The sequence below is a fragment of the Mesorhizobium sp. M0715 genome, assembly GCF_040320355.1.
In the GTDB taxonomy this organism is placed as follows: domain Bacteria; phylum Pseudomonadota; class Alphaproteobacteria; order Rhizobiales; family Rhizobiaceae; genus Mesorhizobium.
In genome coordinates this window covers 259,460-284,393 of the sequence record NZ_JAMYPL010000002.1, presented here as the reverse complement: position 1 = coordinate 284,393, position 24,934 = coordinate 259,460, and the positions used below count along the sequence as shown (strand labels likewise).

Genomic DNA, 24,934 nt, shown 5'->3' with positions numbered 1-24,934 from the left:
CGGCGCCGCCGGATGCTTCCTACATGCGGTCCTGACACAGGATCCCACCCATGACCGCTCTTTCCGTTCTCGACCTGTCGCCGATCGTCGAAGGCAGCGATGCCTCGCAGTCGCTGGCCAACTCGCTCGATCTTGCCCGCCATGCCGAGCGCCTGGGCTACAAGCGTTTCTGGCTGGCCGAGCATCACAACATGCCGGGTATCGCCAGCGCGGCCACAGCCGTCGTCATTGCCCATGTCGCCGGCGGCACCAAGACCATTCGCGTCGGCGCCGGCGGTATCATGCTGCCCAACCATTCGCCGCTGGTGATTGCCGAGCAGTTCGGCACGCTGGCCGCCTTGCATCCGGGCCGCATCGATCTCGGCATCGGCCGGGCGCCCGGCACCGACATGGGCACCGCCCGTGCCTTGCGCCGCAATCTCGAGGCCGGGGTCGACAATTTCCCTCAGGATGTCGTCGAGCTGATGGGCTATTTCCAGCCGGCCGAGGAGGGCCAGCGCATCCGAGCCGTGCCCGGCGAAGGCCAGGACGTGCCGGTCTGGATCCTTGGCTCCAGCCTCTACGGCGCGCAGCTCGCCGCCATGCTCGGCCTGCCCTACGCCTTCGCTTCGCATTTCGCGCCGGCGGAGCTGGATCACGCGCTGGATGTCTACCGCTCGCGCTTCCAGCCGTCCGAGCAGCTCGACAAGCCGCATGTCATGCTTGGCCTCAATGTCTTCGCCGCGCCCACCGATGCGGAGGCCCGTTTGTTGTTCACCTCGCTGCAACAGGCTTTCGTCAATCTGCGCACCGGTCGGGCCGGCCGGCTGCCGCCACCTGTCGAGAACTATGACCGCGATCTCGATCCGATGGCAAAGACAATGCTCGGCCAGGCATTGTCCTGCGCCGTCGTAGGCTCCCCGGAAACGGTGCGGCAAGGCATCGATGCCTTCGTGCGCCGCACCGGCGCCGACGAACTGATGGTCACCGCGCAGATTTTTGATCATGCGGCGCGGGTGCGATCGTTCGAGATCCTGGCCGAGGCGCACAAATCCTTGTCGCAGGCGGCCTGACAAATCCTGGTACGACTTACGCCGGGGGAAGGCTACGCGCTCACGCTCTGCGCAATCGCGCCGAGCGGACGGCATGAATTGCGGATCATCAGCCGGCCCTTGAGCAAAAGCTTGCGCGGCGGCGCGTCCCTGTTGCCGGCGAGACGGTCGAGAAGCAGATTGGCCGCCTGTTCTCCGATCGCCTGCACCGGCTGGGCCACCGTGGTCAACTGCGGCTGGAACACGTCGGACCATGGAAAGTCGTCGAAGCAGGCGACCGAAATGTCTTCCGGGCAGGACAGGCCGATGTCGCGGATCGCCTTCATGGTGCCGATCACCATCGGGTTGTTGGCCGAGAAGATAGCACTTGGCCGATCATGCGAGGAAAGCATCTGCATGGTTTCGTTATAGCCGTCGATCTCATGGAAATTGCCGAAGCGGATCAGTTCTTCGGCGATCGGCAGGCCGGCGGCGTGAAGCGCCTCGCGATATCCCGCCATGCGGTCATGCATCGGCGAGATGTCCGAGGTGCCGGTGATGTAACCGATGCGCCGGTGGCCGAGATTGATCAGATAGGTGATGGCGTCGAACACCGCGCGCTGGTTGTCCAGTACCACGGCATCGGTGTCGACGCCTTTGCAGATACGATCGAGCAGCACGACCGGCACGTTGGCGTCGTCGACGATCCGCTTGAGGATCGCGCCGTCGCCGACGCGCGCCACGATCAGCCCGTCGACCATGCGGTCGAGCAGCAGCCTGATCTGGTCGTCCTGGGTGTTCAAATCCTCGTCCGTGCAGCACAGCATGACGGCATAGCCGGCCCGGTCGAAGGCCTGCTGGATGACCGAGACGACATCGGTGAAGAACGGGTTGGTGATGTGCGGCACGGTCAGTCCGATGGTGCGGGTCGTGCCCATCTTCAGGCTGCGGGCGATCGCGTTGCGCTTGTAGCCGATATCGCGGATCGCCTGCTCGATGCGCTGGCTAAGCTCCGGGCTGACCGTCGCCGTGCCATTGATCAGCGCCGAAACGGTGGCGACAGAAACACGCGCCGCTTCAGCCACATGAAGCATGGTGGGCGCGGTGGATTTGCGGTGTCTTTTTTGCCCTGACGCTGTCATTTTCGAAACGTTTCGCCACCCCTTGCTGGCCAACACGTACGGAATCCTGTCCTTTTAAGCAAGAATCGAAATTGCATCAAACGTCCGGCACCTTATATCGGCTTGACTTGATCGAAACGTTTAGATTAGCGTTTGCGGGAAATTGACGACGACGGAAGGGAGGCCGCCATTGTCATGCAAGAGAGCAATTCCCTGTCCCCGGAGCACGGTGCGGCTGATCGGTCGGACACCGTTCTGAGTGCCGAGCGCATTTCCAAGAGCTTCGGCGGCATCGCCGCGCTTGTCGATGTCGGCTTTGAGCTGCGTCGCGGCGAGGTTCATGCCTTGATGGGCGAGAACGGCGCCGGCAAGTCGACGCTGATGAAGATCCTCTCCGGCGTCTATACCGGCTATGACGGCACGGTCAGCGTCGATGGCCGCCCGGTCAGCTTCGGCGGCGTGCGCGACGCCGAGGATGCCGGCATCGCCATCATTCATCAGGAGCTCAACCTGGTGCCCGAACTCAGCGTCGCCGACAACATCTTCCTCGGCCGCGAGAAGCTGATCGCGGGCCTGATCGTCGACCGCAAGGCGAGCAGCCGCGCGGCGGGCACATTGTTGCAGCGGCTCGGCATCGAACTCGATCCGCAAGCCCGCGTCGGCGCCCTGCGTGTCGGCGAGCAGCAACTGGTCGAGATCGCCAAGGCACTGTCTATGTCGGCACGCATCCTGATCATGGACGAGCCGACCTCGGCGCTGTCGCCGGCCGAATGCCAGCGGCTGTTCCGCATCATCCGCCAGCTTGTCGACAGCGGTGTCGCCATCGTCTACATCTCGCACCGCATCGACGAGGTCATGCATCTGGCCGGCCGCGTCACCGTGTTTCGCGACGGACGCCATGTGCTGACCGAGCCGATGGCCAGGCTCGACGAAGATGCGATCATTTCGGCGATGGTCGGCCGCAACCTGCTTGCTTCCTCCCAGGAAGAGCGCAACACCACTGGCATGACCGTGCTTTCGGTCGAAAACCTGTCGCTGTCGAAGCCCGATGCGCATGGCTGGCGCACGGTGATCGACGGCGTCGGCTTCGATCTTGCCGCTGGAGAAATCCTTGGCATTGGCGGGCTGCTGGGTTCGGGCCGCACCGAGATCCTGGAAGCGATCTTCGGTTCGAGCGATGGCCGCACCGGCGGCGAAATCCGTATCGACGGCCAGCGCATGGATATCCGTTCGCCGCGCGATGCAAGGCGGCTGGGCATCGCGCTGGTGACCGAGGATCGCAAGACGCAAGGGTTGCATCTGCAGGCTTCGATCGCGGACAATGTCGCGCTGCCGCTGGTCGGCTCGCTGGCCCGCTTCGGCATCCGCTCGCTGGCCGGCGAGCAGGGGCTGGCGCGGCAGGCGGTCGAGGCCCTCGGCATCCGCTGCCGGGACATCGATCAGCCCGCCGGTACGTTGTCGGGCGGCAACCAGCAGAAGGTCGTCATCGGCAAGTGGCTGGCAACCAGGCCAAGGGTGCTGCTGCTCGACGAGCCGACGCGCGGCATCGATGTCGGCGCCAAGCGCGAGATCTACGACCTGATCTTCAGGCTGGCGCGCGACGGCCTCGCCATCGCCGTCATCAGCTCCGAACTGCCGGAGCTGCTGCACCTCTCCGACCGCATCCTGGTGATGGCCGATGGCCGCCAGACAGGCATTCTTTCCCGCGACGCGGCCAGTGAGGAGGCCATCATGCGCCTCGCCGCCCCGCGTCGGACCATATCGAGACCAGCCGCATGACTGCCCTGAAACTCCTGTCCCGAACCAAGCTCTATTGGGGCCTGATCGCCATCTTCCTGATCGGCGTGCTCGGCTCGCCGATGAGCTCGAAGGGCAACAACATCTTCCTCTCCTACGGCAATCTGCTCGATGTGCTGCGCCAGGTGTCGACCACCGGCCTGATCGCCACCGGCATGACGGCTGTGATCATCACCGGCGGCATCGATCTCTCCGTCGGCTCGCTGATGGCTATCTGCTCGGTGGTCTGCGCCATGCTGCTGACGGTTCCAGGCGTGACACCAGGCGTCGTGCTGGGCGTGCCGACCGTCGCTTTGGTGGCGCTTTGCCTCGGTTTCGTCGTCACCCGCTTCATTTTCCAGAACCTGGCAAAGTCCCGCGCCGGCGCCGATCTCCTCCGCGAGATCAGGCTGGACGGGATTCGTGGGGTGGTCACGCCCGCCGTCGTCGGCGTGGTCCTGTGCTGCCTGTCGCTGTGGTTTCTGCTGCCGCAGATCGAGCCGAAATTCGGCGTGTTCGGCGTGCTGCTGGTGGCGCCATGCGTCGGCCTGCTGTTCGGCGCGCTCAACGGCTTCATCATCGTTGCCGGGCGCCTGCAGCCCTTCATCGTCACCTTGGCGATGATGGTGACGGCGCTCGGCATCGCCCGGCTGACCGCCGGCCAGAACAATGCCGTGCTGCCGGTCTATACCGGCTCCAACGCGACCGCCGATTTCGAGATCCTGCGCTCGCTGGTGTTCGGCATCATCCCGATGCCGGGCCTGTTCTTCCTCGGCGCCATCCTGATCTATGGCGCGGTGCTGCGCTTCACGCCGTTCGGCCGCTATGTCTACGCCATCGGCGGCAACGAGGAGGCGGCGCGCCTCTCCGGCATCGCCGCCGGCCGCGTCAAGATCGCTACCTATGCTGTCTCCGGGCTGCTCGCCGGCATCGCCGCCGTGCTCTATGTCGCACAGTACCGGCAAGGCAAGCCGGATGCCGGCGCCGGGCTGGAGCTCGATGCCATCGCCGCCGTGGTCATCGGCGGCACCAGTCTGATGGGCGGGCGCGGCAGCCTCGTCGGCACTTTCTGCGGCGTGCTGATCTTCGGCCTGCTCTCCAACATCCTGCAGCTCCACAACATCAATTCGAACCTTCAGCTGGTGCTGAAGGGGATGATCATCATCGGCACCGTGCTCGTGCAGGAGCGCAATGCCGGTGATCTCCTGGCCTATCTGCGCCTGCCCGGCGGGCAATCGGCGCACAAGGAAACGGCCGCGGCAAAGCGGCCGTCGCAAGAGACACCGTCTCTCAATCTCGGAGGAAACAAAAAATGAAACGACGTGACATGCTGAAGCTTGCCGCCCTGACCGCGGCGCTGCTGACCACCACCGCGCTTCTGACCACCGGCAATGCCTTCGCCCAGGACAAAAAGTGGAAGATCGGCTTCTCGCAGGTGACGACCATCGAGCCCTGGCGCGCGCAGTTCAACAAGGACATCCTGGCCGAAGCCGCCAAGCATCCCGAGGTCGAACTGATCATCACCGACGGCGAGGACAAGACCGAAAAGCAGGTCGCCGATGTCGAGAACCTGATCCGCCAGGAGGTCGATGCGCTGTTGGTGTCACCGAAGGAATCTGCCGGCCTGACCGGCGTCGTGCAGCAGGCGATCGACGCCAAGATCCCGGTCTTCGTGCTCGACCGCAATGTCGACACCAAGGACTACACGCAGTTCGTCGGCGGCGACAACGCGCTGATCGGTCGCGCGGCCGGCGAATATGCCGTCGAACTGCTTGGCGGCAAGGGCAAGGCTTCAGGCAACGTCGTCGAGATCTGGGGCGGCATGGGCACCCAGCCGGCGCATGACCGCCACGACGGCTTCCACGAATTCACCGACAAGGAGCCGGGCATCAAATATCTGCTCGACCAGCAGTCGGGCGACTGGAAGCAGGACCAAGCCTATAATCTGATGGCCAACGCGCTGAAGAGCAACGAGAAGATCGATCTCGTTTACGGCCACAACGATCCGATGGCCTATGGTGCCTATCTCGCCGCCAAGGATGTCGGCCGCGAAAAGGACATCAAGTTCATCGGCATCGACGGCCTGCCCAACGAAGGCGTGCAGATGGTCAACAAGGGCGAGCTGACAGCCACCTTCACCTATGTCACTCCCGGTGCCGAAGGCCTGCGCCAGGCGATCAAGTTCCTCAACGGCGAGAAGGTCGAAAAGACCATCACTCTGCCGACCGAGAAGATCACCAAGGAAAACGCCGCCCAAGTGCTGAAGGACAACGGCCTCTGAGCCAAGCTTCCTGCCGGGTGCCTTTTTGGCGCCCGGCGGTCTAAGCCAGCTTCACCAGCAGCTTCATGAAGGTGGCGATCTCCTTGGCGGAGAGCGGCGCCAGCGTCTCCTGGGTGATCTCGCGCGCCAGCGGGATCAGGCGCTCGATCGCATGGCGGCCTGCCGCGGTCAGATTGACCAGAAGCCGTCTTTTGTCGACCTCGTGCCTGGAAAGCTCGACCAGGCCGCGCGCCTTCAGCCGGTCGATGACGCCCTTGACCGTCGCCGCATCCATGGCGATCAGCGTGCCGAGCTGGTTCTGCGAGGTCTCGCCGACGTCCCGCAGCTTGGCAAGTGCTGCAAATTGCGGCGGCGTCAGGTCGCCGATATGCGCGGCAAAGATCGCGACATGGCGCTGATGCGCCTTGCGCAGGATGAAGCCGACCTGCTCCTGCAGGAGGTAATCCTGGTCGTCCGGGGTCTCGACCTCGACCAGCTTGAGCAGATTGTCCTCGCCGCTCACCGCAAGCCATCCCAGGCTTTGATGTCATCGGCCGCGAGACCACCCATGCGATCGTGGATGCGGGGGCCACAGGTCATGGCGAGGCAGAACAGGATCTCGTCGGGGCGCGGACCATCGGACATGCCGACTTCCATGGCGTCGAAATGGCTGCGCACATAGGCTGCGTTGATGTGGCCGAGCGGCACGTCGAGCTTCGAACCGAAAGCGCCGACCTTCTTGGCCGACGGCACGATCGCCTTGGCGTCGCCGAGCCGCTCGCGCATGGCGTAGCCGCCGGGCACATGCCACAGCGCACCGTGCTCCAACTCGCCCGCCGCGCCGACAATGGCGCCTTTGCCGTAGCCGTCGATCTGCTTGACGTCGCCGCCGAGCGCCGCGATCAGCCGGTCGGCGAGCAGCAAGCCGAGCGGCTTGAGATCGTCCATGGCGCTCTGCAGCTCCTCGACATAGCGCCCGGCGAACGGATTTTTCACGAGCGCCATGGCGGCGGCGCGGCGGCGCGGCACCTGGGCCACCGGCCCGCCCTCGTGAAAGATCTCTTCGGTCAGCACCGCGATCTTGCGGATCGGAAACTCAGGCATGGGCAACCTCCTCCCTCGAACTTTTGTTGGGCGCGGCAAGCGCAACCGAGCCACTGATGCGGGCCTCACCGCCAAGAAACAACGCCGATCCGGCAATGAGGCCGCGCCGGCGAAAATCTTCGGCGACGGCAAGGCCATTGTCCAGCGCCTGCGTCACTTCGCCAAGGGCAAGCGTGCCGACACCATGTGTCACCAGGCGCGCGCCGAGATCGCTGTCGGGCGACAATTCATGTGCGGGAATGCGCTTGATGGCGGGATTGCCGGGCAGGTCCACCGCGTTGGCAATGAGGGTCGCTGCCGCATCTGCCTCGGCGCCGGTCCGCGCGAGCACGGTGACGGCGTCGGCAATGCCAAGCGAGAAGGAGCGGCCGCGCCAGCCGCTGGTGGCAACGCCACGAACGCCATCTTCCGCGCGGATCGTGATCCGGTCGGCCATGCCGTTGCCGGTGCCGGCGACCGCCAAGCCCATCGACTTTCCCCTGCCGATATGGATTGCGCAGTCGCCGCCATTGTTGACATAGGCGCGCTCGAGCTTGCGACCGGCAAGCAATGCGGCGAGCATTTCGTCGGCTACCGATCCCGCGACGGCGGCCATCGGTGTTATGAAGCATTCCGCCAGGGGCATGACGGCTGCCTCCATGCGGCGCGCCGTCGGGCCGGCGAATGTGCGCGGCGCCAGGAAAAACGCCGGCAGCCGCAATTCGGGGAGTTCCTCGACCAGCTCCATCAGGATCGTCTGGAACCGCGCTACGGCTTGTTCATAGGCTCGGCGGCATTCATCCGCCTCACCAAAAACCTCGACGATCAGGTCGATCGGCCCGTGGTTGAGATGCAGCCGCCTGCCGTCCTGCAGCCAATGGGCTTGCGGACCTTGCATCACCCGGCCCCGTTCGGGCCGGCACGACGTAGCTGCGCGAGTGGCGGCCATGGATTGTTGGCTTCGGCGCCGGTGCCGCGGCGCGGATTCAGGTACTCACCGCCTTTTGCGACAATGTCCTCGACGCCGCGGATCTCGGCCTCGTAGCCGCCGAGCCTGACATAGTCGTCGCGGCGCAGCGTGAACTCGATCGGGGCCACCAGCGCCGGCGTCGGCACATAGCCGAAGGCGCCTTCCGGCACTCGTGTGACATCGACCATCAGCGTGATGCCGCCGCCCGGCCAAACATAGACCGGCGCGCCGCCGACCGTCACATAGGTCTTCAGGCCCTGAACCGAGCGGGTGAGATTGACCGGGTTTTCGGTGACGCCGGCCCGCAGCGAACCGCCGGCACCGCCGATGAACAGCACCGTGCACAAAGCCGGCTCGCAATTGTCCTCGATCAGGCCGACCGACTTTTGCAGCCGTTCGGGGAAAGGTTTTTGCACCGGTTTCAGCTCGTCATCGAGCTCGTAATAGGCGAACTGCTCGCCGGTGGTCGACACCATCAGCAGCGACAGACCCGGCCGCGCGCCTTTCTTGGCGTTCCACTCGCCGAGGATCGACAGTGGGTCGGAAATGCTGGTGCCGCCCCAGCCGAGACCGGGTTCGGAGACCTTGAAATAGCGGCCCGGCGTCGAACGGCGACCAATGATCTTGATGCCCGTATCCTGCCAGCCCAGAACCTTGCCAGCCTGGTGCTCGGAAACGACGCCGGTGATGTGGTCGTCGACCACCACCACCTCGTCGACCAGGCCGCGCCATTGCGTGGCGAACATGCCGATGGTCGCCGAGCCGCAGCCGACGCGCATGCGGTGTTCCTGCTTGCCGTCGATGACAGGCGCTTTGCCGGCTTCGACTGTTATGGTGGCGCCGCCGTCGATGGCCAGTTCCACCGGCTTGCGGTTGCACAGATTGAGCAGAGCGTCGCAGGTGGCGCGGCCCTCGGCCTTGGAGCCGCCGGTCAGGTGATGCACACCGCCCAGCGACAGCATCTGCGAGCCATATTCTCCCGTCGTGACATGGCCGATCGCTTCGCCTTGCGATCGCACGACAGCCGTTTCGGGTCCGATATGACGGTCGGTGTCGATCTTCACCTTGACGCCGCAATACGAAAAAATGCCTTCGGTGACCACGGTCACGAGATCGACGCCTTCGACTTCCTGGCTGACGATGAACGGGGCCGGCTTGTAGTCGGGATAGGTGGTGCCGGCGCCGATTGCCGTGACGAAGCGGCGGCCGGTGTTGACCAGTTCGCCGTCCCAGGCCTCGCCTTCGGCAATGAACGGCACGATTGCCGCGCCGGTCTCGGCCGCATGGTCGAGGATCGTCAGCGGGTCCATCCGCACGATCCTGCCGCCGACATTGCCGTAGCGGTCGCAGGCGCCCGTGCGCCCATCCGCGATGTAGCACATCACCGGACAGGCATCGCAGCGGATCTTCTCCGCCACCAGCTTCTCGCCGGGATCATGGGTTTCGAAGCGTTCGGCAAGCTCGCTCATCGGCGTGCCTCCTTTTCGCGGATGCCATCTTTCTCGCGGATGCCAGCGCGGATACGCGTCGGCGTCGCCGGTATCTTGGTGACCAGGACGCCGGTGGCGTGGCGGATGGCATTGAGGATTGCAGGTGCCGTCGGGATCAGCACATGCTCGCCCAAACCCTTGGCACCGAAGGGTCCTTCCGGGTCCGGAACTTCAATGAGAATGGTCTCGATCGGCGGCACGTCGCCAATGGTCGGGATGAGATAGTCGTGCAGATTCTCGGTGCGGCCGGGGATGTACTCTTCCATCAGCGCCATGCCGATGCCTTGCGCGATACCGCCTTCGATCTGGCCCTCGGCCAGCAGCGGGTTGATCGCCTTGCCGACATCGTGCGCGGCGGTGATTTTCAGCAGCTTCACCGTGCCGAGCTTGAGGTCGACCTCCAGTTCGGCGATCTGCGCGCCATAGCCGTAAACGGCATAGGGCTTGCCCTGTCCTTTGGCATCGAGCGGCAGTGTCGGCGGATCGTAGGTCTCCTCAGCACGGAAGACGAAGCCTTCGGTATCCACATCCAATGTCGCGAGATCGATGCGGCGCGTGGCTTCGCCTTCGCGGATGACGATCGCGGGGCCGTCGAGTTGCAGGGCTGCGTTTTCGGAAACATTGGCAAATCGCAGGATCTTTTCGCGCAAGGCGCGGCCGGCCTTTTCGGCTGCCTTGCCGGTGACGAAAGTCTGGCGCGAGGCCGAGGTCTTGCCGGCGTCGGGAGTGATGGCTGTGTCGGCGCTCTTCAGTTGGAATTTCTCCAACGGCAGGCCGAGAGCGTCGGCGCAGATCTGGGTGATGACGGTGTTGGAACCCTGGCCGATATCGACGGCGCCCTGGTGCAGGATGATGTCGCCTGAAGCCGCGATGCCAACCCGGATGGTCGACGGGTTGGGCAGCGAAGTGTTGCCGCAGCCATACCAGCAGGACGCGACGCCAACGCCGCGCTTTCTATCCCTGTTGGCACTGTTGAATGCATCCGCATCAGCCGTCGCGCGCACCCAATGCGGCTGCAGCGATTCGAGGCATTCGGCAATGCCGACGCCGGACTCCAGAAGCTGCCCGGTAACCGTTTCGGAACCGTTCCGAAGGCAGTTCCTTAAGCGGAAGTCGAGCCGGTCCATGCCGAGTTTGCCGGCCAGCTCGTCATAGAGCGTCTCCTGCATGATCGTCGCCTGCGGCACGCCGAAGCCGCGGAAGGCACCGGAAATTGGCCCATGCGTGTGAATGGCGCGGCCTTCGGCGCGGTAATTCGGCGTCGCGTAGGGTCCGGAGGCGTGCACCGGCACGCGGTTGGCCACGGTAGGGCCCCAGCTTGCATAGGCGCCGGTGTTGAAGTCACCTTCGAAGATCATGCCGGTGACAAGGCCGTCGGCATCGGCGCCGATGGTCGCTTTCATCCCGGCCGGATGGCGCTTGGTGGTCGACATCATCGATTCGTTGCGGGTGTAGGCGAGTGCCGCCGGCCGCCCCGTCTTCAGCGCCACCAGGCCGATCAGCGGCTGCAACGAAACGTCGAGTTTGGAACCGAAACCGCCGCCGGTCGCGGTCGGCACGATGCGCACCTTGTCGACGGCAAGGCCGAGCACCTTCGCCGTCTCGTCGCGGTCCATATAGGGCGCCTGGGTGCAGGCGACGACGACCAGCGTGTCGCCGTCCAGATAGGCATAGCCGGCTTCCGGTTCGATATAGGCGTGCTCGACATAGGAGGTGTCGATGGCGCCGGACACGGTGAACGCAGCGCCGGCAAGCGCCGTCTCGGGGTCGCCGCGTTCGACCAGGCCGGAGGTGAGCAGGTTCGCCGGCCGACTTTCATGGATCAGCGCCGCACCTTCGGCCTGCGCTTCGGCGGGTTGCAGAAAATGCGGCAGTTCGCTCCAGCGGATAGGAAAATCCGACAGGTCGAGATCGAGGATCGCCTCGCGCTCGCCGGCGACCAGCGCCACCGCCTCGCCGCGAAGACGAGTAAAACCTTCGGCCAGCGCCGGCTGGTCGGCGAATGGGCCGATAGCGCCGAAACAGTTCTTTCCCGGAATGTCGGCGGCGGTGAAGACCCCGGCGATGCCAGGATGCTGTTTCGCCCAGCCGTCGAGGTCGCCGAAGGCGAAAGCGGCGTGATAATGCGGCGAGCGGACCACCAGCACGGCCAGCGCATCGGCGGGGAAGGAATCGCCGCCGAATTTCTCAGCCCCGGTGACCTTCGGCACGCCGTCGAGTCGGATCGGCGAGGAGCCGATCGCGTGGCCGGATGGAGGCAAGCGGAAATCCAGGCTTACTGCCTGCACGGAGGCATCCATCACTGCGGCAATGATCTTCCGGTAGCCGGTGCAGCGGCACAGAATTCCGCCGAGCGCGTCCTGTACCTCGACCTCGGTGGGGCTCGCCTTCTTCTCCAGCAACGCCGTCGCCGCAACCAACAGGGCGGGCGTGCAGATCCCGCACTGCGCGGCGCCGTAGGCGAGGAAAGAGGCCTGCAACGCCGACAGCCGGCCGTTGGAAAGCCCTTCGACTGTCGTCACCGATGCGCCGGCAGCGGAAGCCGCCGGCATCAGGCAGGCGCAGACGGGATCGCCGTCGACCAGCACCGTACAGGCGCCGCAATCGCCGGCATCGCAGCCGACCTTGGTGCCGGTCAGCCCCAGTTCGTCGCGCAGCACCAGAGACAGCCGGCGCAGCGGCGGCACATTGACCGAGACGGCGGCGCCGTTGACCTCGAAGACGATATCGGCGCGCGCAGCGCCGAAGCCTGGCTGGGCACTGCTCGGATCGGGCAAGGCTTCACGCGCGTCAGGCTGAATTTGGCTCATGCCGCCACCTCTTCGCCAGTCGTCCGGCCCACAGCCGCGAGCACGGCGCGGGCAACAATCTCGCGCACCGCATCGAGCCGGTATTCGGCGCTGCCGCGCACATCGGCGATCGGCGATAGTTCGCTCATCGGCGCGGACAGGACCGCAAAGGCAAGTCCGCCATCCGCCGGCAGCCCGCACAACGCGGCTTCGACGCCGGCCAGCCGCCTGGCCACCACCGAGCAGGAGCCGGCGGCGACCGCCGCTTGCCGGACAAGGCCGTTTTCGACGACCAGACGTGCCGCCACCATGGCAATGGAAATGACGAGATAACGGCGCGCGCCGAGCTTGACGAAAGCCGACATGCCCGTAGCAGCGGGTCTCGGCACGCGGATGGCCGTGACCATCTCACCGGGCAGCAGAGCCGTTCGGCGGTTGCCGAGAATGAAGTCCTGCAGCGGCAGGTGCCGCGTGGCTGCCACCGAGCGCAGCTCGACCTCGGCATCGAGGACGAGCAGGGCAGGCACACCGTCGGCGGCCGGCGACGCGTTGCAGACATTGCCGGCGACCGAGGCGACGTTCTGGATCTGCACCGAGCCGACCTCGCGCGCCGCCTGTTTCAAGGCATCGAAGGCCGGCGGCAAGGGGTGGCGGACGATGTCGGTCCAGGTCGTGCGCGCGCCGATGACGAAATGGTCGCTCGTCTCGGCAATGCCGCGCAGCGAACCCAGGCCGTTAATGTCGAGAACATTGTCGCGGAAGGGTTTGCTGCCCTGTGCCGGATAGAAATCGGTGCCGCCGGCAAGGATGCGCCAGGCGCCCTCGCCAAGCAAAGCGAGCGCTTCGTCGACCGAGGTGGGTTTCGCGTAACGGATCACGCTTTGCCTTCCAGAAAAGGAACTTTCCGAATCCGGTATTTCCGGCGTTCAAGCCGAGAAATTCATTCGTATGCAAATGATATCAAGCCCGCAGGATTTGTCAAAGCCGGAGTTTGCAGCGACCCGGCCGGCACGCATTTGTTATGTCGCGAGAGGTTGACGCCGCCGGCCATCTGGTCAAGTTTCTGCGTCCGGTCGCGTCAGCGGCATTTTCCACTGGAGCCTGCATACGGAAGAGGAAAGCCCATGGCCGACGAAGCGCTTGTCGTCATCGACCTGCAGAACGATTTTTGTCCGGGCGGCGCGCTGGCGATTGCTGGCGGCGATGAGATCGTGCCGCTGGTCAACGACCTGATCCGGCGAACCGACCATGTCGTGCTGACGCAGGACTGGCATCCCGCCGGTCACTCCAGCTTTGCTTCGAGCCATCCGGGCGCGCATCCCTTCACCATGATCGAGATGCCGTACGGCCAGCAGACGCTGTGGCCGGACCACTGCATCCAGGGCAGCTTGGGCTCCGATTTCCATTCCGGCCTCGCCTGGACCAAGGCCGAACTCGTCATCCGCAAGGGATTCCGGCCTGATATCGACAGCTACTCGGCCTTCTTCGAAAACGATCGCACGACACAGACCGGCCTTGCCGGCTACCTCCGGGAGCGCGGCATCGACACGCTGACCCTGGTCGGGCTGGCGACCGATTTCTGCGTTGCCTTCTCGGCGCTGGACGCCGTTAGCCAGGGCTTTAAAACCATAGTGCGGCTCGATGCCTGCCGCGGCATCGATCTCAACGGCTCGCTCCATGCCATGCTGCAGCGCATGCGCGACGCCGGCGTGACGCTCGAAGACCCTTTGTCGGATTGAACGGATCGTGGGGCAACAGGTAGAGATCCGATGTTTAAAGGCAGGATTGTCGCCTTCGGTGAAGGTCCCCCTCACCCGGATTGCCAGCCGAATTGCGAAGGGCAATTCGGGTCAGTCCGACCTCTCCCCGAGGGGAGAGGAGGCTGCCGGCGCCGAAGCTCGTCTCTTCTCCCCAACGGGAAGAAGGTGGCCGCATAGCGGCCGGATGAGGGGGCCTTTTTCATATCCGATCCCCCTGTTGGCTGCATGCGCTGCGATAATTGCCGCTATGCTGTTCCCGGCACAGGCTTTCGCGGCGGAGGAACACGGCCTGCCCGGCGCTTCGATGTCGCTGTGGTGGGCGCTGCCCTTTGCCGGGCTGCTATTGTCGATCGCCACCGGTCCGCTGCTGTTTCCTCATGCCTGGGAACATCACTACGGCAAGATCGCGGCCCTTTGGGGCGCTCTGGTGGTCCTGCCGCTGGCGGCTGCCTTCGGTGTTCCCACAGCGACCGAAGCGGTGCTGCATGCGTTGCTCACCGAATACATGTCGTTCATCATCCTGCTGTTTGCGCTGTTCACCATTTCGGGCGGCATTCTCATTGCCGGCAACATTCACGGCACGCCGCTGGTGAATGCCGGCCTGCTGCTGGTCGGCGCGCTGCTGGCCTCGGTGATCGGCACGACCGGTGCCTCGATGATCCTGATCCGGCCGATCATCCGCGCCAACGATAACAGGCCGTTCAACGCCCATGTCGTGATCTTCTTCATCTTCTTGGTGTCCAACATCGGCGGCTCGCTGACGCCTTTGGGTGACCCGCCTTTGTTCGTCGGTTTCCTCAGAGGCGTCGACTTCTTCTGGACGACCGCCAACCTCTGGCGCGAAACGCTGTTCGTCGGCGGCGTCGTGCTGGCCGTCTTCCTGGGCATCGACATCATCCTGCACCGGCGCGAGGCCGGCGCGCCGAAGATCAAGGATCCGACGCCGGATACCAAGGTGCGTCTGCGCGGCCTGGCCAACCTTCCGCTGCTGGCGGGCGTGATCGGCGCCATCCTGCTGTCGGCAACCTGGAAGCCGGGCGTCAGCTTCTCCGTGTGCGGGGTCAGCCTGGAACTGCAGAACCTGGTGCGCGACGTCATGATCCTGGCCCTTGCCCTCGTTTCACTTGCCATTTCGCGCAAGGAATACCGCGAAGCCAACGGCTTCAACTGGGGTCCGATATCAGAGGTGGCCAAATTGTTTGCCGGCATCTTCATCTGCATCGTGCCGGTCGTCGCTATCCTGAGGGCCGGCCATGAGGGCGCGCTGGCGCCGCTGGTCGCCCTCGTCACTTCGCCCTCGGGAGGGCCCAATGACCTCGCCTATTTCTGGCTGACCGGGGCGCTGTCATCCTTCCTCGACAATGCGCCGACCTATCTGGTGTTTTTCGAGCTTGCCGGCGGCGACCCCCGGCACCTGATGACGGAATTCGCCTCGACTTTGGCGGCGATCTCCGCAGGCGCGGTGTTCATGGGCGCCAACACCTATATCGGCAATGCGCCGAACTTCATGGTCTACGCCATCGCCAGGCATCGCGGCGTCAAGATGCCGGGCTTTTTCGGCTATATGGCATGGTCGGGCCTGGTGCTGATCCCGACATTTTTGGTAACGGGTTTTCTGTTCTTCGGCTGATCAGCCCACGCCGACATAACGGCGCACCGCCGACGGGTCGGCACGCAATTCCTCGACATCGACCGTCTCGCGGTTGCGGCCGTTTTCGATGAAGGCAACATGGTCGGCGACAGAGAGCACCGCATCGACACGCTGTTCAACCAGGATGGTCGAAACGCCCATATCGCGCAGCTTCGACACCGTCTCGCGGATCTTGGCGATCATCGACGGCATCAGCCCTTCGGTAGGCTCGTCGAGCAACAGCACCTGCGGTTCGAGGCAGAGTGCACGCGCCATCGCCAGCATCTGCTGCTCGCCGCCGGACAGCGTACCGGAGCGCTGCCTCAGCCGCTGGCGCAACAGCGGAAAGAGGTCGAGCACATTTTCACGCGTCGCCTTGCCCTTGCCGCGCGCCATCAGGCCGATCTCGATGTTTTCCGCCACCGTCATCTCGGCGAACAGCCGCCTTCCCTGCGGCACATAGGCGACGCCGGCCTTGGGCACTTCATGTGCCGGTAGCCGAGTCAATTCCTGACCGTCGAGCCTGATCGAGCCGGCGCTCGAGGGAACCAGCCCCATGATGGCTTTGAGCGTCGTCGTCTTGCCGGCGCCGTTGCGGCCGAACAGGCACAGCACCTCGCCCTTGTTCAGCACCAGATCGAGGCCATAGAGCACCTGGACCTCGCCATAGAAGCAGTCGAGCCCCGAGATGGTGAGTGCTTGAGACGTCGCCTCGGCCTTGTTTGTCTCGGTCATGGGGCGGTCCCCAGATAGGCTTCCTGCACCGCCACGTTCCCGCGGATTGCTTCGGGCGTGCCTTCGGCGAGGATCTTGCCGGCGTTGAAGACGGTGATGCGGTCGGCCAGTTGCATGACCACGGGCATGTTGTGCTCGATCAGAAGCACGGTGGCGTTTTTGGCGATCTCGCGCACCAACGTGATGAAATTGTCGATCTCAGAGTCGGCCAGGCCTTGCGTCGGTTCGTCGAGGATCAGCAGGCGCGGCTTCAGCGCCAGGCCCATCGCCACTTCCAGCAGGCGCTGATGGCCGTAGGACAATTGGCCGGCCGGCATGTGGGCACGATCGGCCAGGCCGGTGCGTTCGAGTGCTGACATGACAGCGGCCTGTATCGCGCTCTTGGAATGGCTGCCATGCCGCAGCGTCAGTTGCGCGGGCAGCGCGACGTTGGCGTAAACGGACAGGTTGGCATAGACGCTGGTGAGCTGGAAGGTGTAGGCGATGCCCCTGCGCACCCTGACATAGGCTGGCAGATTGGTGATGTCGGCGCCGTCGAAGACGATCATGCCGGCAGACGGCTGGATGCGGCCGCTGACCAGGCTGACGAAGGTGGTCTTCCCCGCTCCGTTGGGGCCGATCACGGCGCGGATCTCGCCCGGCATCAGCGCGAAATCGACATTGTCGACGGCGCGCAGACCACCGAAATTGCGCGACAGGCCCTTGGTGGTCAAAAGCGGCATCACGGCAGCCACCCGAGCCAGCGCTGGCGGATGCTGCCCAGAATTCCTTTGGGGAAGAACAGCACCAAAAGGATGAGCGCAATGCCGACGATCAGCAAATAGGCGGAGGTGTAGCCGCTGGTGATATCAATGACATAGTACATGAACAGCGTGCCGATCAGCGGCCCGAGCGTTGTTGCAGCACCGCCCAGCAGCACCCACAGCAGCGGCAGGATCGAATACTGCACCGAGGCGAAGCTCGATCCGACATAGCCGAACAGCAGTGCATAGGCGGCACCCGAGGCCGCGCAGATGATGCCGGAGATGACGACGGCGGCGAGCTTGTTGGAGAAAGTGTCGTATCCCAGCATCTTCGTCCGCTCCTCGTTCTCGCGGATGGCGACCAGCACGCGGCCATAGCGGGAGCGGACCATGGCCAACTTGACGAGAAGCACGATCGAAAACAGCCCGAGCGCTGTCAAGTAGCGCACCGTTGGATTGGTGAGCTCGAGCGATGTCGTGCCGAAGCTAAGCACCCGCGCCGGCTGCGGGACGACCATGCCCTGGTCACCGCCAGTCCACGTCGCGAAATAAAGAATGAGGAGATAAAAAACCTGGGCGAACATCATGGTGACGATCATGAAGGCGACACCCGTGGTGCGCAGCGCCAGCAGGCCGATCACCAGCGCCAGGAGCGCACCGCAGGCAATCCCAGCGGCAAATGCCGCTGGTACGCCCCAGCCAAGCTGGATGACGGCAAGGCCGGCGCCATAGAGACCGGCGGAGAAGAACATGGCATGGCCAAGGCTGAGCAGGCCGACATAGCCGAACAGCATGTTGTAGCCCATGGCGAACACCGCCAGCACCATGATGCGGGCGAGCAGGCCGTGATAATACTCCGGCAAAAGGAAGCTCAGCACGAAGAGCAGCGCGATGACGCCGAGATGCAAGGCATAGGCTTTTGCCGGCGAAGCTTCGCTCATCGCGATGCCGTCCCGAACAGGCCTTGCGGGCGGAACACCAGCACCATGGCGACCAGCAGCGTTGCGATGATCTTGGCCAAAGTCGGCGAGAAGAACATCGAGATGATGCCGTCGGAGAGGCCGATCAGCACGGCGGCGACGACCGTGCCGCGCAGCGAGCCGAGGCCGCCGATGATGACGACGATGAAGGAGAGCAGCAGCGGATCCTGTCCCATCAGATAATGCGCCTGGCTGATCGGCACGATCAGCACCGCGGCAATGGCCGCCAGCATGGCCCCAAGCGCGAAGACGCCGCCATAGACACGGCCGACAGGGATGCCGAAGGCTTGCGCCGTTTCGCTGTCATACTGCGTGGCGCGCATGACGAGGCCGATCTTGGTGCGGGTCAGCACCAGCCATGTCGCGGTGAGCAGCAGCGCGGAAGCGGCGATAACAGACAGTTTGTAGCCGGAGTAACCGAACCAAGGCAAAAGGATGCGATAGCTGAACGGCGGCTCCACCGGCCGCGCCTCCGGGCCGTAAAAAGTCAGCGCCAATTGCTGGATGATGTAGAGCATGCCGATGGTGGCGACGATGGTGGCTTCCGGATTGTAATTGAGCCGGCGCAGCACCAGCCGTTCGGCGACCAACGCAATGGCGCCGACGATCAGCGGCGCAATCACCAGCGCCGCCAGGAAGCCGAGCACAGGGTGACCGCCGATGGCCGTGGTGATCGCCCAGGCGAGCACCGCGCCCAGCATGAAGAACTCGCCATGCGCGACATTGACCACCCGCATCACGCCGAACACAAGCGACAGGCCAAGCGCGGTCAGCGCCAGCACCGCGGATGTGACGAGGCCTTCGAGGGCGGCGAGGAGAAGGTGGGGACCGAAGTGCATGGGCTATGCGCCAACGGATGCGCGAGGCACCCCCCTCTGCCCTGCCGGGCATCTCCCCCGCAAGGGGGGAGATTGGATGTCGTCGCTGGTTTCGCCAATCATCAACGCTGGCTGATGGGCGCTGCCGCACAAACCGCCGATCTCCCCCCATGCGGGGGAGATGTCCGGCAGGACAGAGGGGGGTGCCTTGGCGCTCACGCTACTGAAGCTAAGCCTCACAGCGCCTGCGTCGTATAATCCCCCTCGGCCTCGTAAAGCCCGTCCTCGATCTTGGTCTTGTGCACGACCTTGAGCTTGCCGCCCTCGACCTTGGAGATGTTCTGGATGCCAAAGCACTGGTGGATCTTGCCGTTGAAGGTTTTCGGCCCCTGCGGATGCTCGGCACCTTCGGCGAATTCGGTCAGGGCTTCGGTCGCCTCGACCAGCTTGGCGCGGTCTTCCGGTCCCTTGTAGCCGGCATCTTCCATCGCCTTCTTGACGACGTAGAGCGTCTCCCAGCAGCCGAACATGTGCGCGGCAGTGGAGACGTCCTTGGGGTCTCCGACGGCGGCGCCATTGTCGTCGATGCCGACAGCAGCGCGATAGGCCTTCTGCGCTTCGGAATCATCGGCCTGGGCATAGCGCGGCGAGCCTTCCCAGAAATGGCTGCCGTCGAGGAATTCGAGGCCGGGGCTGTTGATGTCGGTGGCCTCGAGCGAATCGATGAAGCCGAACAGTTGCGGCCGGTTGGAGCCGTAGAACTCGCCGAGCTCCTTGACGAAGGTGAGCACGGCCGGGCCGACCATGACGTGGTAGATCACCTCGGTCTCGGCCGGGATCTGCGGGAAGTATTTGGTGAAGGACGATTCCGTCGGCGGGATGGCGATCTGCGCGATGACCTCGGCGCCTTGCGCCTTCAGTGCCGGCGGCAGGTAGTCGCGATGGTCGTAGCCGAAGGCGAAATCGGGGAAGATCTGCGTCACCTTCTTGCCGGCATTGGCCGCGATCCACGGCGCCATCGACTGGATCTGGCTCTTCACGTCGGTGATGCCGGGCTGGAAGACATAGCGGTTCAGCTTTGTCGAGGCGACGTGATGGCCTTCGCTGACGACGAAATAGGGCATCTTGTTTTCGCCGGCGGCGGGCGCCGAGCCGATGACGACATGCGAGAACAGCGTGCCGAAGACGATGTCGGTCTTGTGCTGGGTGGCGAACTTGCCGACCACCTCGGCGCCACGGCCGGGATCGGTGCCGTCGTCCTCGATGATCACCTCGACCTGGCGGCCGTTGATGCCGCCGGCGGCATTGATCGCCTTGACCGCGGCAGCCGTGGTCTTCTCGTACCAGCGGCCGTAGGCAGCGCCGATGCCGGTGCGGTGCGACTGGAAGCCGATCTTGATCGGCGCCGAGCTCTGCGCCTGGGAATAGCGGACGAAGCCGGGGGCCAGGCCGAGGCCGGCGCCCGCGGCCAGACCCTTCAGCGCCGTGCGGCGGGTGAGCGTGGATCTGGAGAGATCGAAAAACCCATTCTTGTCAGTCACGGCAGTTCCCCTGTTCTTGAGTTTTGACTGGCTGTAACGAGGCAAAAAATCGCATGTATACAAACTAAATCACCAAAGCCCCGACGTGGCAAGCGGGCTTTCCCCAAAGGTATGTTGGTCGCCTTTTCTCACCCTGTGGTCGGCGTGGCAAGCAACCAGAGGCCGAAGACGGTGTAGGCGATCATCAGCAAGGTGAGCGGGAGCTGGCTGAGTGCCGCGCGGGAGGGCTGTGGGTGCAGGCGCCAGGCGAAGCCGTGAGCGACGAGGACGGCGAGCACATGGCCCAGGATGATGGCGCCGGCCTGGATATTCCACAGCCACCACGCAGAGTTCGCCCCCGCAACGATGCCGGTCTCGATCTGCATGTCGGCGGTGTCGAACAGGTTCCAGCCCATCGCGAACGGATCGGAAAGTGCCGCGAGCGCATATTGGCCGTCGACGAGCAGCGCCGTCAGATAATGCGCAACGTGATAGGCGAGCGCGATCGGCACGATCGACCACACCAGCAGGCCTGCGGCCTGGCCGAGAGTGTGATCGCTGCCGGCAAGACGCTGGCCGAGCCGGACGGCAAGCAGGAACACCGCGGCCAGCAGCGCGAATGTCAGCACGAGGCCGAAAGTGCCGCTGCCGATCAGCGCGGTGCGGCCGGGAAATTCGAGCGGGTTGATACCGAACAGGCCGAGCCAGAAGAAGGTCTTCGACAGGCCGTCGAAGGATACCGACGACAAGGCCAGCAGCAGAAAGGCGATGCCGCTGGCCGGCAAGGGCTCCGCGGCCAGCAGCTTGGCGCCGGGCCAGCACAGGCCAAGCCGGCCATCTTGGCTGCGTTCGACCATAGCAAAGCGCGCCACCATCGAGAAGAAGACCGTCAGGAATTCACCGCTGCGGCTCCAGCCGCGATAGCCGAACGCCAGCATGGCGAGGAAAGAGAACAGCCAATATAGGCCGGCGGCAAAAGCCAGCCGTGCCGGATCGTCGGGCGCGGGATCGATGAGTTCGAACCAGGCGAAGGCGAAGAACAGGATGGCAGCCGGCCAGCAGCCGACCCATCGGGGCAGGCGCCATGCTCCGTGATCCCCGGTCCCGACCAGGCGCGAGGCGAGACGCCATGGTCCATACCAGGGGTTCAGCCATGACCAGAGGTCGCCGAAGAGGCCTTGCAACAGCGTGAGGCCGGCCCACAACAGGGTCCAGATCACCAGTGGCAGAGGATTGGAAAGTGGGTCGCGGCTGCCGAAAAGGCCGGCGGCGATGAGAATTGCAAAGCCGGCGAAGGATAGCAGGCTGATGGCGGCGCGGGTGGCGTCTCTGAGGGCAAACAACGGCAGGCGCCGTCGCCAGAAGCGGTCAAGCAAATCCGCAGGCAGCAGCGCCAGGACGAGGAAGCTGACGGCAACGGCGAATGCGCCGCCGACCAGATAGTAGCCGGTCGGCAGGAGCAGGACGTGGCCGCGATCGGAGGCGTGCGCGAAGGCGGGGGTGGGGAGGGATACGAATAAGCAGATGAAGCTTGTCTTTAAGAGGCGATAACCTTCGCCGCCGCGATCCTTCACACCCCCCTCTGGCCTACCGGCCATCTCCCCCGCAAGGGGGGAGATCGGATGTCGCCCAGGCTTTCGCCAATCTTCAACTTCGGAGAAAAAGGCGGACTGGTCGAAGCGGCCAATCTCCCGCCTTGCGGGGGAGATGTCCGGCAGGACAGAGGGGGGTGTGCGGGAACTCAAGCTATCCTTCCATCTTTGCAGGCGATGCCAGGAGCCCCATCACCCCTCACACCTTGACCAATTGCTCCACGCGGTCCTTCTCGCCAAAGATCCTGAGATACCGCTCGATCTCTTTCACATCGCCGGTCGCCTTGGCCGGATTGTCGGAAAGCTTGACCGCTGGCCTGCCATTGGCCTCGGTGACCTTGCAAACCAGCGATATGGCGTCGAGGCTGTTGGTTTCCGTCGGCGCGCAGCCTTCGAAATCATTGGTCAGATTGGTGCCCCAGCCGAAGGACATACGCACCTTGCCCTTGAAGTGGCGATAAGTCTCCTCGATGGTCTCGACCTCGAGCCCGTCGGAGAAGATCAACAGCTTCTGCTTGGGATCCTTGCCCTTGTCGCGCCACCAGGACAGGATTTTCTCGCCGCCTTCGATCGGCGGCGCGCTGTCGGGGCGAAAGCCTGTCCAGTCGGCCACCCAGTCCGGCGCGTCGCGCAGGAAGGAGGCAGTGCCGAAGGCGTCGGGCAGCACGATCAGCAGATTGCCGCCATAGTAACGCTGCCAGTCCTGCAGCACCTTGTAGGGCGACTGCCTCAGCTCTTTTTCCGAGTCGGCGAGGGCGGCGAACACCATCGGCAGCTCATGTGCGTTGGTGCCGAGCGCTTCGAGGTCGTTGTCCATGGCCAGAAGCACGTTGGAGGTGCCGGTGAACGCTTCGCCGATGCCTTCCTTCAGCGCCTCGACGCACCAGCGCTGCCACAGGAAGGAATGGCGCCGGCGCGTGCCGAAGTCCGAGATGCGGATGCCGGGCAGCGCCTTCAGCCGCTCGGTCTTGGCCCACATCTTGGACTTGGCGCGGGCATAGAGCACGTCGAGCGCGAAAGGCCCGAACGCCCGCATCGCCGCGCGCGATCGAAGTTCATTGATGATGGCGAGCGCCGGGATTTCCCACAGCGTGGTGTACATCCACGGCCCGCTGAAGGTCAGCTCATACTGCCCGTCGCGCTTCGACAGCTCGTACTCGGGCAGCCGGAAGCCTTCCAGCCAAGCGAGGAATTCCGGCTCGAAGATCTGCTTGCGGCCGTAGAAATTGTTACCGCCGAGCCAGATCATCTCCTTCTTGGAGAAGCGCAGCGTGCGGGCATGGTCGAGCTGTTCGCGCAGTTCGCTCTCGTCGATCTCGTCGGCAAGGCGCACCGAAGTCGTGCGGTTGATCAGCGAGAAGGTGGTGTCGACCTTGGGATACATGCCCCAGATCATCTGCAGCATCAAAAGCTTGTAGAAATCCGTGTCGAGCAGGCTGCGCACGATAGGATCGAGCTTCCAGGTGTGATTGTAGACGCGCCGCGCAATATCGGTCTTAGCCATGTTTCAACACCGCCTTCGCTGCCTGCCATCCACAATCGCGACAGGCCTCATAGCATCGAATCGGCCGGAACGCTGCCCGCTTTCAGGCTGGCCCGACAAAAAGAGCTGCCTGCATGCGGCGGCGCGCAGCCTGGCATCAGCCTGCGGATTTGGCGCCCATCACCCTGAGCGCCGGACGCTTGCGACGGCTGACGATGCGGCCGGCCACAGGGGCGTCGGCGCGCCCGTCATCCCCGGCCTTCTCGGCGAACAGCCAGTCGATGAACACCTGCACGATCGGTGTCGCCCGCATCTCGTTGCGGCAGACGACATAGAAATCGTCGACCGCCGGCACCGACAGGCTGAACGGCGCGACCAGCATGCCCCTGGCCAGCAGCGCGCTTGCCGTCACGGAGTCGCCCAACGCCACGCCATGGCCGTGCACCGCCGCCTCGGTCGCCATACGCGCATCGCCGAGGTGATGGCGGCGACCCCGCTCCAGGTCCAGCGCATCGGCCGCCGCCAGCCAGGTGTGCCATTCGCGACCGTCGTCGCCATGCAGGAAGACATGGTCGGCAAGGTCCCTGACGCTGCGGATCGGGCGGTTGTTGATCAAGGTCGGGCTGACCACGGGAAACAGTTCGAGGCCCGACCATTTGCGCATCCAGCAATCGGTCCAGCTGCCGTCGCCATAATGCACGCAGACATCGATGGTGGGCGCCCGCAAATCCTTGGGATCGTTGGAAGGAATAAGCGTCAGCCTTATGTCGGGATATTGCGCCATGAAACTGCCGAGCCGCGGTGTCATCCACAACAACAGAAGCGCCGGCACGCAGGAGACCGAAAGTGTGCCGCTGCTCGCCGGCCTTGTCATGCGCTGGGTGGCGGCTGCGATGCCGTCGAAGGCGGTCGACACTGCCGGCAGAAGCTCCGCGCCATGCGGTGTCAGTTTGACCCGCTGGCCGGCCCGCTCGAACAGCTTGACACTGAGCGACTGCTCAAGCGCCTTGATCTGATGGCTGACGGCGCCATGCGTGACATTCAGCTCATTGGCCGCCTTGGTCAGCGAGCCATGCCGGGCCGTTGCCTCGAAGGCGCGCAGCGGATTAAGCGGTGGCAGGCGTTTGGTCATGGGTATCAACTTTATTGTGAGATTTTCTCACAGAAAGCACCC

At 64.3% G+C, this 24,934-nt stretch carries 21 protein-coding genes; 6 read left to right on the top strand and 15 right to left on the bottom strand.

Translation table 11 applies throughout. From position 1 onward, the window contains the following. Window positions 1-50 precede the first annotated feature (50 nt). Window positions 51-1,052 (top strand): LLM class flavin-dependent oxidoreductase, encoded by a 1,002-nt coding sequence (locus NKI21_RS03245; RefSeq protein ID WP_023810748.1) that lies wholly within the window; start codon window positions 51-53, stop codon window positions 1,050-1,052. 32 nt (window positions 1,053-1,084) lie between these two features. Here the strand turns inward: NKI21_RS03245 and NKI21_RS03240 are convergent, their stop codons facing one another. Continuing rightward, window positions 1,085-2,104: a LacI family DNA-binding transcriptional regulator gene (locus NKI21_RS03240; protein WP_023810747.1), complete on the bottom strand. Its 1,020-nt coding sequence runs from the start codon at window positions 2,102-2,104 to the stop codon at window positions 1,085-1,087. A 222-nt stretch (window positions 2,105-2,326) separates the two neighbouring features. Here NKI21_RS03240 and NKI21_RS03235 point away from each other — a divergent pair, with 222 nt between their 5' ends. Genes NKI21_RS03235 through NKI21_RS03225 form a run of 3 tightly spaced genes read left to right on the top strand, consistent with a single transcriptional unit; the run spans window position 2,327 to window position 6,188 of the window. Then, entirely contained in the window at window positions 2,327-3,910 is a 1,584-nt protein-coding gene (locus tag NKI21_RS03235) for a sugar ABC transporter ATP-binding protein (protein ID WP_352797164.1), read from the top strand. Continuing rightward, complete coding sequence (locus tag NKI21_RS03230) at window positions 3,907-5,223, top strand: ABC transporter permease (protein ID WP_352797161.1); 1,317 nt, start codon at window positions 3,907-3,909, stop codon at window positions 5,221-5,223. Before NKI21_RS03235 ends, NKI21_RS03230 begins: the two co-directional genes overlap by 4 nt. Further along, window positions 5,220-6,188: a substrate-binding domain-containing protein gene (locus NKI21_RS03225; protein ID WP_352730413.1), complete on the top strand. Its 969-nt coding sequence runs from the start codon at window positions 5,220-5,222 to the stop codon at window positions 6,186-6,188. The genes NKI21_RS03230 and NKI21_RS03225 overlap by 4 nt, the downstream gene beginning before the upstream one ends. Before the next feature lie 40 nt (window positions 6,189-6,228). Here NKI21_RS03225 and NKI21_RS03220 read toward each other — a convergent pair whose 3' ends face one another. The 6 genes from NKI21_RS03220 to NKI21_RS03195 are packed head-to-tail and all read right to left on the bottom strand — an operon-like array spanning window position 6,229 to window position 13,377. Next, window positions 6,229-6,690: a MarR family winged helix-turn-helix transcriptional regulator gene (locus tag NKI21_RS03220; RefSeq protein ID WP_352775435.1), complete on the bottom strand. Its 462-nt coding sequence runs from the start codon at window positions 6,688-6,690 to the stop codon at window positions 6,229-6,231. Beyond that, entirely contained in the window at window positions 6,687-7,271 is a 585-nt protein-coding gene (locus tag NKI21_RS03215) for an amino acid synthesis family protein (RefSeq protein WP_352864501.1), read from the bottom strand. The genes NKI21_RS03220 and NKI21_RS03215 overlap by 4 nt, the downstream gene beginning before the upstream one ends. Then, a complete protein-coding gene (locus tag NKI21_RS03210; RefSeq protein WP_352864499.1) occupies window positions 7,264-8,148 on the bottom strand; it encodes a UPF0280 family protein in 885 nt (294 codons plus the stop codon). The genes NKI21_RS03215 and NKI21_RS03210 overlap by 8 nt, the downstream gene beginning before the upstream one ends. Further along, complete coding sequence (locus tag NKI21_RS03205) at window positions 8,148-9,689, bottom strand: 6-hydroxynicotinate reductase (RefSeq protein ID WP_352864496.1); 1,542 nt, start codon at window positions 9,687-9,689, stop codon at window positions 8,148-8,150. Before NKI21_RS03205 ends, NKI21_RS03210 begins: the two co-directional genes overlap by 1 nt. Next, a complete protein-coding gene (locus NKI21_RS03200; protein ID WP_352809525.1) occupies window positions 9,686-12,520 on the bottom strand; it encodes a molybdopterin-dependent oxidoreductase in 2,835 nt (944 codons plus the stop codon). The genes NKI21_RS03205 and NKI21_RS03200 overlap by 4 nt, the downstream gene beginning before the upstream one ends. Further along, the gene (locus tag NKI21_RS03195) at window positions 12,517-13,377 is read right to left on the bottom strand and encodes an FAD binding domain-containing protein (protein ID WP_128304201.1); all 861 of its coding nucleotides are present in this window, start codon (window positions 13,375-13,377) and stop codon (window positions 12,517-12,519) included. Before NKI21_RS03195 ends, NKI21_RS03200 begins: the two co-directional genes overlap by 4 nt. A 246-nt stretch (window positions 13,378-13,623) precedes the next feature. On the opposite strand from NKI21_RS03195, the gene pncA reads away from it, so the two are divergent. Both pncA and NKI21_RS03185 read left to right on the top strand, forming a co-directional pair. After that, the gene (gene pncA / locus NKI21_RS03190; protein WP_023810735.1) at window positions 13,624-14,238 is read left to right on the top strand and encodes a bifunctional nicotinamidase/pyrazinamidase; all 615 of its coding nucleotides are present in this window, start codon (window positions 13,624-13,626) and stop codon (window positions 14,236-14,238) included. A 205-nt stretch (window positions 14,239-14,443) separates the two neighbouring features. Beyond that, window positions 14,444-15,889 carry a sodium:proton antiporter gene (locus tag NKI21_RS03185; RefSeq protein ID WP_502896738.1) on the top strand — a complete coding sequence of 482 codons (1,446 nt, stop codon included), beginning with the start codon at window positions 14,444-14,446 and terminating at the stop codon, window positions 15,887-15,889. Here the strand turns inward: NKI21_RS03185 and NKI21_RS03180 are convergent, their stop codons facing one another. The 8 genes from NKI21_RS03180 to gcvA form a co-directional block, all read right to left on the bottom strand. Then, window positions 15,890-16,624 carry an ABC transporter ATP-binding protein gene (locus tag NKI21_RS03180; protein ID WP_352797147.1) on the bottom strand — a complete coding sequence of 245 codons (735 nt, stop codon included), beginning with the start codon at window positions 16,622-16,624 and terminating at the stop codon, window positions 15,890-15,892. Continuing rightward, window positions 16,621-17,349 carry an ABC transporter ATP-binding protein gene (locus NKI21_RS03175; protein WP_352797144.1) on the bottom strand — a complete coding sequence of 243 codons (729 nt, stop codon included), beginning with the start codon at window positions 17,347-17,349 and terminating at the stop codon, window positions 16,621-16,623. Before NKI21_RS03175 ends, NKI21_RS03180 begins: the two co-directional genes overlap by 4 nt. Further along, window positions 17,346-18,308: a branched-chain amino acid ABC transporter permease gene (locus NKI21_RS03170; protein WP_352440576.1), complete on the bottom strand. Its 963-nt coding sequence runs from the start codon at window positions 18,306-18,308 to the stop codon at window positions 17,346-17,348. The genes NKI21_RS03175 and NKI21_RS03170 overlap by 4 nt, the downstream gene beginning before the upstream one ends. After that, window positions 18,305-19,186: a branched-chain amino acid ABC transporter permease gene (locus NKI21_RS03165; RefSeq protein WP_352440575.1), complete on the bottom strand. Its 882-nt coding sequence runs from the start codon at window positions 19,184-19,186 to the stop codon at window positions 18,305-18,307. The genes NKI21_RS03170 and NKI21_RS03165 overlap by 4 nt, the downstream gene beginning before the upstream one ends. A 215-nt stretch (window positions 19,187-19,401) precedes the next feature. After that, on the bottom strand, window positions 19,402-20,706 hold the full coding sequence (locus NKI21_RS03160; RefSeq protein WP_128304207.1) for an ABC transporter substrate-binding protein: 1,305 nt from the start codon (window positions 20,704-20,706) through the stop codon (window positions 19,402-19,404). A gap of 128 nt (window positions 20,707-20,834) precedes the next feature. Then, complete coding sequence (locus NKI21_RS03155; RefSeq protein WP_352440574.1) at window positions 20,835-22,283, bottom strand: hypothetical protein; 1,449 nt, start codon at window positions 22,281-22,283, stop codon at window positions 20,835-20,837. A 193-nt stretch (window positions 22,284-22,476) separates the two neighbouring features. Continuing rightward, complete coding sequence (pncB, locus tag NKI21_RS03150) at window positions 22,477-23,781, bottom strand: nicotinate phosphoribosyltransferase (protein ID WP_352440573.1); 1,305 nt, start codon at window positions 23,779-23,781, stop codon at window positions 22,477-22,479. A gap of 136 nt (window positions 23,782-23,917) precedes the next feature. Beyond that, window positions 23,918-24,892: a transcriptional regulator GcvA gene (gene gcvA, locus NKI21_RS03145; RefSeq protein WP_352440572.1), complete on the bottom strand. Its 975-nt coding sequence runs from the start codon at window positions 24,890-24,892 to the stop codon at window positions 23,918-23,920. Window positions 24,893-24,934 lie beyond the last annotated feature (42 nt).